This window comes from Glycomyces tarimensis (genome assembly GCF_054776215.1).
This window is the reverse complement of sequence record NZ_BAAHCB010000017.1, coordinates 96,443-103,851: the sequence shown is the minus strand read 5'-3', so window position 1 is coordinate 103,851 and position 7,409 is coordinate 96,443. Positions and strand designations below refer to the sequence as shown.

Here is a 7,409-nt window from a genome sequence, read left to right as displayed (position 1 = left end):
GTCAACCGACGCCGTTGGATCATCGAGCAGGGCATCGCCCACCTCCGATCCTGGAAGATCCTTACCACCGGCTACCGCCGACCGCTCCGCAAGGCCGACCGGACCCTGCAAACCGTGATCAAGCTCCAGCTGTACCGACATCACTCGAAGGAGGCTTTTGCATAGGGTTCCCGGTATGGAACGGTACCTAGCGTCGCGCCTCGGAACGCGAGGCGGAAACGCGGCGGGGCAGGCGCTTAATCTCAATGCCGGTCTGGCTCGGTTGACCGAGGCCGACGGGCCTCACGAAGCTCCGTCTCCCCGGCTGCGGTGGCTGCGCTGGAGACTTGGCCGGTCCGGACACTTCGCCGAGCTTGCGTAGGTCCATGACATAACCGGGCCAGCTCTGTGTCCGACTACCGGTTCTAAGAGCTGGTTTCAAGTTCCCCGGTCGACGCACTGGTTGTGCGGCACTGGGTCTTCGGTGCGCTCGTTGATCGGGCATGGCGAAGCCGTGGGAGGTCGATGACGAACTATGGAGCCGGATCGAGGCGCTGCTGCCGGTCCACCGGCCGGGTAAGCGGGTTCCGGTCCCGTTGGACGACCGAAAGTGCTTGCAGGGCATACTGTTCGTGCTCTATACCGGGATCAACTGGAAGCATCTGCCGCCCGAGCTCGGATTCGGGTCCGGCATTACCTGCTGGCGGCGGTTCCGCCGCTGGTGCGAGGCCGAAGTCTGGGAACGCCTCCACCAGCTCCTGCTCGCTGAGTTGCACTCGCTCGGCGAGATCGACTGGTCCACGGTCTGCCTCGACGGCTCGCATGTCAGGGCCAAAAAAGGGGCGAGGGAACTGGGCCCTCGCCGGTGGACCGCGGCCGCCCCGGCACGAAGCACCACATCACCTGCGACTCGACCGGCATCCCGCTTGCGGTCATGACCACCGCAGGGAACGTACCAGATATCAAGGTCGCCCAGGACCTGGTCGAAGCGATACCGCCCGTCGCGGGCCGGGTAGGTCGCCCGCGTCGTAGGCCCGAGGTGATTCTGGCCGATGGCGGCTATGACTCGGCTGCCTTCCGCGACTGGTTGCGCTCCAAGCGCATCGAGCCGATCATCCCGCAGCGCGGGCGGAAGAAGATCATCGGACTCGGCAGTATCCGCTGGGTGGTGGAACAGGCCATCGCCCATCTTCACCAGTTCAAACGCCTCGCCGTCCAGTGGGACCGGCACCTGTTCATGCACCAGGGATTCACTAAACTCGCTGCCGCCCTCGTCTGCTGGCGACGCTTGCCGCGGGCCCGATGACAAGCACCTCCAGCGATATCCTGAGCGCCTCCGCTGACCCCTGCTTCCAAGGACACTCATGCTCGACCCCAACACACTGACAGACCGCGAGTATCTGGCCCTCATCGCTCAACGGCCAGGCTTGTTCACGGGCAGAGCCACCTACGAGCGCATGGCCCAGTTCCTCAACGGTTATGACCTCGGATCGCAGCGCGCCGGCGGCCCTGGGCTCGATGGCATCCGGGACTGGCTGCTAGCCCGCCTCGGACATTCTTCACCGCTGGCATGGACCTCGATCGTGCTGCAACTGGCGTTCCCCGACAAGGACCATGTCTCCGACGCACTCACTGAGGAGGAGGACGAGCATGCGCTCAAGATCTTGTTCGGACTCATCGACGAATTTCTAGCCGAACGCGACCACTCAGTCGATTCTTGAAACCAGCTCTTATGACACCGTCGACGGCGGCAAGGGTCTGCTCGCCACCTCGACACGCCACGTTGACGGCGCCGAATACACCACCTCGATCTACTCCTATGACGACGCAGGCCGCGTCACCGCCACCGAGATTGCCATCCCGGACGTTGAAGGGGACCTCGCCGGCTACTACTACACCAGCCAGGCCTTCAACGAGAACGGCCAGGTCGCGGCCCGCGCCTATACACCGATGGGAACGGTTCCCCCCCCAAATCCCGCAGTACTCCTACGACGAGGTCGGGAATCAGAAACGAATCCTCTCCGACATCGAGGGCACTAACGTAGCCGTGGTCGACGACGCGACCTACACGCCATTCGGAGAGATCCAGACGAGGCGGCTGAACTCGAGTTACAACAACAAGTTCGCCTACCAGGGCTACCAGTACGAGGAAACCACGAGACGGCTCACACGATTCACCTTCGACCACGAGACATCTATGCCCACCGTAGCGGACGTCCGGTATTCCTACGATGACGCCGGGAACGTGCTAACGATCGCCGACCTGCCCGCCGACAACACCGCGCGGTGGGAGCGGCAGTGCGGCAACGGCACCGGGAACCAAAACGGACCAGGCTGCGGCGATTGCGAGCACGTGACCGGTGGAGGCCAGCCGGAATTTGATCCCGACGAACTCGTGTGCTATGCGAGCCGATGGGACTGCGACCAGGCTCATCCCGGCGGCGACTACCAATGGCACGGCGATTACGAAGAAGAGCTGCGAGAGGTGAAGATGTCACTGACGCAGGAGTACGATAAGTACGTTGGCCCGTATGTCGAATCATGCGTAGACAATATTGTCGCAAATGAGAACTACGGACACGTCCCGCAGTTGGTCAACGATGCGGGTGTCCTGATCGGCGCTGGTATAGGTGGATACATCGGGTTTGCGGCGACCGGCGGACTGGCCGCTGGTGCTGGAGCGATGGCTGGGGCGGCAGTCGGATTGTGGGGCCCGAGCTGCGCAGACGGCCTTATCGAGGACCACTGGTCGTGAGGGGCCTTGATGGAAGGGCTGAAGAACCGACCAGACTTTTCGATCCACCTTGTCATGGATTGGACGCTTCGTGGCTGACAGATTGAGGGGACGAGCGACACGGGCGCTCTCTGCATGGGTGTTCAATAGCATGCTCTTCACTATTGAAATTTCAATAGTGGCTGCATTGCAAGTGAGAGTGGTCGAGGCGGATGTTCATACCCGAATCGGATTTCTGTTGCTTGGCGCCGTTGTCGGGCTGGCCGTGGCGGCAGTGGTGAGTGATATCGTATATTCTCGCCTGTCGACGCAAGGAGGCTATTTGATCCCCCTTTCATGCGACGTTCCAGACGGTTCCAATTACATAGCCCGCCTCTATTGCAGATCCAAGGCGTTCAGCAAAAAGGATGGAGTCGGTGGTAGGACGGGCTATTATGCAAGTCTTATATCCGTGCTCTTGATGTCGATGTCGCTAGGCCTGATCATGATTGGTTCGATAGGGGTCGGGCTTGCCGTTCTCTATGTGGGCGCAGTCGGTGGATCCGTAATCTGTTGGAGTTTCTACCTCATTTCAGTCAAATATTGACCCGAAACCGTCCTGTTTCCGGCCAGGGAGCTGTCAAAGAATTAGTACTCCAGCCGTGAAGTGTGTTGGTCATGGTGTCGGGTGCTCTCGCCTGCGGTAATGGCTTATCCTGGCGCGTTTATTCCTTCGTCTGCGCCATGTGGACCAGGAGAGGATGAAGACCGTGGTGCGGCGGACGGTCAGCAGTAGCAGTGCGACCAGGTGCGCGGTCTCGGGCAGGCTCAAGGGTTCGAGGTCGTCGTCGTCAAGGTGTGGGCGGAGCCCGATCGTGGTGAGGGCGCCGATCAGGTAGGCCGTCATCGCGAGGGTGAGGTGGCGGTGGGGCGTCCTCGAAGGAGGGCGGGAGCCATTCAAACGCCGGCGAGACAAACTGGCGGTGTCGGTCGAGTAGATTCCTCCGGCGATCCGCCACCGCGGCCAGTTGCAGGGATATTTGCGAGGGGTTCCAAGCATCTTTAGAGGTATCCGCGCAGGAGCTGCGCGCCGCGAGTTTTCCACAGACTGGAAGGTCGCCTCTACGGCTCGATAGTGAGCAAACGCAGCCTTCATCGCATCCCCCTTGAGGACGGCTTGGCTCCAAGGGCGTTGGTTTCCAGGCCAATGGAGGAGTCGTGGGGTCGGGTCTGACGCGGCGTTGAACGGCTGGTTGTCGGGGCGGAGTTCCCTGTCTGTCCACATAGACACGGGTTCGGTTTCCACCTCGAACCAGCCTCGAAATCTTGCCACCGGTCGCCATCGGTGGCACATGGTCGCCGACTACCTGCGTGACTACCCTGACTACCCAAACGCTCCCGGTTCGACCATGCGATCGGAACCGGGGGCGTTTTCCCTGGTCAGGGGGCTGAGCGGGCGACGAGAATCGAACTCGCGTCATTGGTTTGGAAGACCAAGGCTTTACCATTAAGCTACGCCCGCGCGGGCCGCTCGTGGCGGACCGGGAACGATTTTAGCGTGCGGTGATTCGCCGCTGCAAGGAACCCGCGATGTGGTGGTGTCAGGTGTTCGCGATGACGCTGCGGAGGGCATCGGCGCTGGTGAAGGTGTGTACCTGCCAGCCTCGTTCGGCGGCGGCCGCCGTGTTCTCGCGGTTGTCGTCGATGAAGAGCAGTTGATGCGGGGCCGCGGAGAGCGCGGCCTCGAGGTGTTCTTCGACCAGTGCGAAGGCGCCCGGCTCGGGTTTGCGGGCCTTCAGGCGGCAGGCGAAGAAGCGGTGGCGGAACCATTTGGCGGCCTCGGGGAAGCGCGCGTCGAAGTAGTCGGCGAACAGCGGCCCGTTGTTGGAGAAGATCGCCAGCGTGTGGCCCGAAGCGGTCAGGGCTTCCAGGACCTTGTGGTCGAGTTCGAACGCGGAGGTCCAGACACGGCTGAGCTCGTCGGTGTCCCCGTCGAATCCGATGTCGTCTGCGATGCGGTCGCGGATCTGCTCGGAGGTGAACTCGCCGGCCTCGCAGCGTTCCTCGAAACCCGAGTCGAACAGCCGGTCCACCAGCTCGCCCCGGATGACGCCGGTTCGCTCGGTGAGGAGTTCGAAGCGGCGTTCGGGATCGAACTTGAACAGTACGGAACCGATGTCGGTCAGGATGACGCGGATGCCGTCGGCCAAGGAGACCACCTCGTCGGGGATCGGGTGCGGTTGGTCTCACAGCATAACGTGGTTCATCTCACTGCTTGGGAAGGACGCTCGCAAGCCCGCCCCGAATATGGCGCAGGAAGAGCGGGTGCTCATAGGCGGCGGCGTCGTGGCCCAGCGCGGTGTAGAAGCAGCGGCCCGATTCGAGTCGGCGGTGCCAGGCGAGGGGGTGCGGCTCCCCCATCGCCAGGTCGGCCGTGTCATAGCTGGATTCGTCGACTCGCAGGAGGACCTCGACGTCGGTGGGCCGCTCGTCGAAGCTGTACCACTCGTCGGTCCAGACCCATGCCTTCGGCAGATGCGCCGTGGCGGGGTGGGCGGCGTCTGCGACTTCGATGCGGCCCTCGGTGCAGCCGGGAGGGTGGCCGATGAAGCGCGCCCCCACGATCTGGCGGAAGTACGGCCATGAGCGCTCGGCCGTGGAGGCGGCGTGGATTCCGCACCAGCCCCCGCCCCCGGTGACGTAGTCGGCCAGCGCCGCCCTGCCCAGTTCGTCGAGGACGTCTCCTGAGGTGGAGAGCCAGACGATCGCGCTGAAGTCGGCGAGCGCGGCCGGGTCGTAGACGTCGGTGTCCTCGGTGTGCTCCGCGTGGTAGCCCATGTCGTGGGCGATGTCCTTGAGCGCCGCTATCCCGGCGGGGATGGAATCGTGCCGGAAGCCTGTGGTCTTGCTGAACAGCAAGATGGCGGGGGAAGCCATGAATCCTCCTGGATAGCGGTTGCACGGAAGAGTCTAAGTGATGACGATCCGCCTCGCGGCCCCCAGTCCGCACTGCCGCCTCCTGGTGACCTGTGGCGATATCGACCACACCCGGCGGGGTGGCCTGCCAGGGACGACCTAGACTCGGTCAGTGCGGGGGTGGATTCTGCATGTTCTATGAGCCTCCGCATTCACGCAAGAGCAATTAAGCGAACTTGATCTAGGAGTACGCCTGTGAAGAGCACTGTCGAGACCCTGAGCCCGACCAGGGTGCGGCTGTCGGTCGAGGTGCCGTTCGAGGAGCTGGCGCCGTACATCAATGAGGCGTACAAGTCGGTCGGGCAGCAGATCCGCGTCCCCGGTTTCCGCCCGGGCAAGGCCCCCCGCCCGGTCATCGACCAGCGCGTCGGCCGCGAGGCGGTCTACGCCCAGGCGATGGACCCGGCGGTGCAGGACAACCTCACCAAGGCCGTCACCGAGAACGATGTCAACGCCCTCGGCCGCCCCGAGCTCACCGATGTGAAGCCCATCGAGGAGGGTGAGCCGTTCGAGTTCGTCGTCGAAACCGATGTGACCCCGTCCTTCGATCTGCCCGACTTCGCGACCATCAAGGTCACCGTCGAAGCCGACGACGTCTCCGAGGAGGACATCGACGCCGACCTCGAGTCGCAGCGTCTGCGCTTCTCCTCGCTCAAGACCGTCGAGCGCCCCGCCGCCGAAGGCGACTTCGTCGTCGTGGACCTCAAGGCCACGCAGGACGGCGAAGAGGTCGAGGGCGGCTCGGTCACCGGCATGAGCCATGAGGTCGGCTCGGGCAATCTGCTCGACGGCCTGGACGAGGCGCTCATCGGCATGAAGGCCGGCGACGAGAAGACCATCCAGTCCCAGCTGGCCGGCGAGCAGGAGGGCCAGACCGCCGACGTGGAGATCCGCGTCGACCAGGTCAAGGAGCGCGAGCTGCCCGAGCTCGACGACGAGTTCGCCGAGATGTCGAGCCCGCACGACACCCTCGAGGAGCTGCGCGAGGCCACCCGCGAGCGCCTGGAGCAGCAGGCCGACTCCGGCAAGGCCTCCGAGGCCCGCGCCAAGACCCTCGAGGCCCTCCTCGACGCGGTCGAGCTGCCGCTGCCGGAGAAGACCGTCACCGACGAGATCGAGCACACCCGGAGCCACCTCCAAGAGCAGGTCACGCAGATGGCCGGCAGTTTCGAGGACTACCTCGCCGCGATCGAGAAGACCGCCGAGGAGTTCGAGGCCGACCTCCGCAAGGACGTCGAGTCGAACCTGCGCCAGTCCATCATCCTGGGCCGCATCGCCCAGGAGAAGCAGCTGGAGGTCTCCGGCGAGCTCATGACCTCCGAGGTGGTTCGCCAGGCGCAGCAGCGCGGCGTCCCGCAGGAGCAGTTCCAGCAGTTCGTCGACCAGCTGCGCGGCAACGGCGGTCTCCAGCAGATCGCCGCGAACCTGCGTCAGCAGCTGGCCCTCGAAGAGGTCGTCAAGGAAGCGACGATCGTCGACGCCAACGGCAAGGAGCTGACCGAGGACGAGCTGTTCCCGGGCCGCGCCCAGGCCGAGGCCGAGGCCGCCGGGGAGTCGACCGAGGAGCAGTAGTTTCCACCCGATTCGTCCGGGCCCACCGCCGATGCGGTGGGCCCTTTCGCGTCGCGTGTCGCCGTGTCGCACACCGAGTGCGGGCCGCCCCGGCGGGTACGCCGGGGGAGGGGGTCGGGCTGCGCGCCCCGGCTCCGCTCGGAGCGAACACGGAGCCCAGCCGCGTCCG

8 protein-coding genes and 1 tRNA gene are annotated in these 7,409 nt (G+C 64.2%); 5 read left to right on the top strand and 4 right to left on the bottom strand.

Annotated elements, in window-relative coordinates; genetic code table 11:
* The first annotated feature begins 482 nt into the window (after window positions 1–482).
* From ACYVK3_RS13600 to ACYVK3_RS13585, 4 genes are all read left to right on the top strand, one after another.
* Window positions 483–1,285, top strand: a protein-coding gene (locus tag ACYVK3_RS13600; protein WP_460497864.1) for an IS5 family transposase whose coding sequence is annotated in 2 segments (ribosomal slippage) — window positions 483–812 and window positions 815–1,285 — 801 coding nt in all. Because the reading frame shifts where the segments join, the coding sequence is not laid out codon by codon here.
* A 58-nt stretch (window positions 1,286–1,343) separates the two neighbouring features.
* On the top strand, window positions 1,344–1,700 hold the full coding sequence (locus ACYVK3_RS13595) for a hypothetical protein (protein ID WP_460497863.1): 357 nt from the start codon (window positions 1,344–1,346) through the stop codon (window positions 1,698–1,700).
* Between the two features lie 326 nt (window positions 1,701–2,026).
* Window positions 2,027–2,734: a hypothetical protein gene (locus ACYVK3_RS13590; RefSeq protein ID WP_460497862.1), complete on the top strand. Its 708-nt coding sequence runs from the start codon at window positions 2,027–2,029 to the stop codon at window positions 2,732–2,734.
* A gap of 70 nt (window positions 2,735–2,804) precedes the next feature.
* Window positions 2,805–3,299, top strand: a complete 495-nt coding sequence (locus tag ACYVK3_RS13585) for a hypothetical protein (RefSeq protein ID WP_460497861.1) — start codon at window positions 2,805–2,807, stop codon at window positions 3,297–3,299.
* 69 nt (window positions 3,300–3,368) lie between these two features.
* On the opposite strand, the gene ACYVK3_RS13580 is transcribed toward ACYVK3_RS13585, so the two are convergent.
* The 4 genes from ACYVK3_RS13580 to ACYVK3_RS13565 all read right to left on the bottom strand — a co-directional run bounded on the left by ACYVK3_RS13580 (window position 3,369) and on the right by ACYVK3_RS13565 (window position 5,629).
* Window positions 3,369–3,599: a hypothetical protein gene (locus ACYVK3_RS13580; RefSeq protein ID WP_460497860.1), complete on the bottom strand. Its 231-nt coding sequence runs from the start codon at window positions 3,597–3,599 to the stop codon at window positions 3,369–3,371.
* Between the two features lie 544 nt (window positions 3,600–4,143).
* A tRNA-Gly gene (locus ACYVK3_RS13575) sits at window positions 4,144–4,214 on the bottom strand.
* Between the two features lie 79 nt (window positions 4,215–4,293).
* Complete coding sequence (locus ACYVK3_RS13570) at window positions 4,294–4,902, bottom strand: HAD family hydrolase (protein ID WP_460497859.1); 609 nt, start codon at window positions 4,900–4,902, stop codon at window positions 4,294–4,296.
* Between the two features lie 58 nt (window positions 4,903–4,960).
* Entirely contained in the window at window positions 4,961–5,629 is a 669-nt protein-coding gene (locus ACYVK3_RS13565) for a ThuA domain-containing protein (RefSeq protein ID WP_460497858.1), read from the bottom strand.
* Window positions 5,630–5,863: 234 nt separating this feature from the next.
* Here ACYVK3_RS13565 and tig point away from each other — a divergent pair, with 234 nt between their 5' ends.
* Window positions 5,864–7,240, top strand: coding sequence for a trigger factor (tig, locus tag ACYVK3_RS13560; protein ID WP_460497857.1), 1,377 nt, complete (start codon window positions 5,864–5,866; stop codon window positions 7,238–7,240).
* Window positions 7,241–7,409 lie beyond the last annotated feature (169 nt).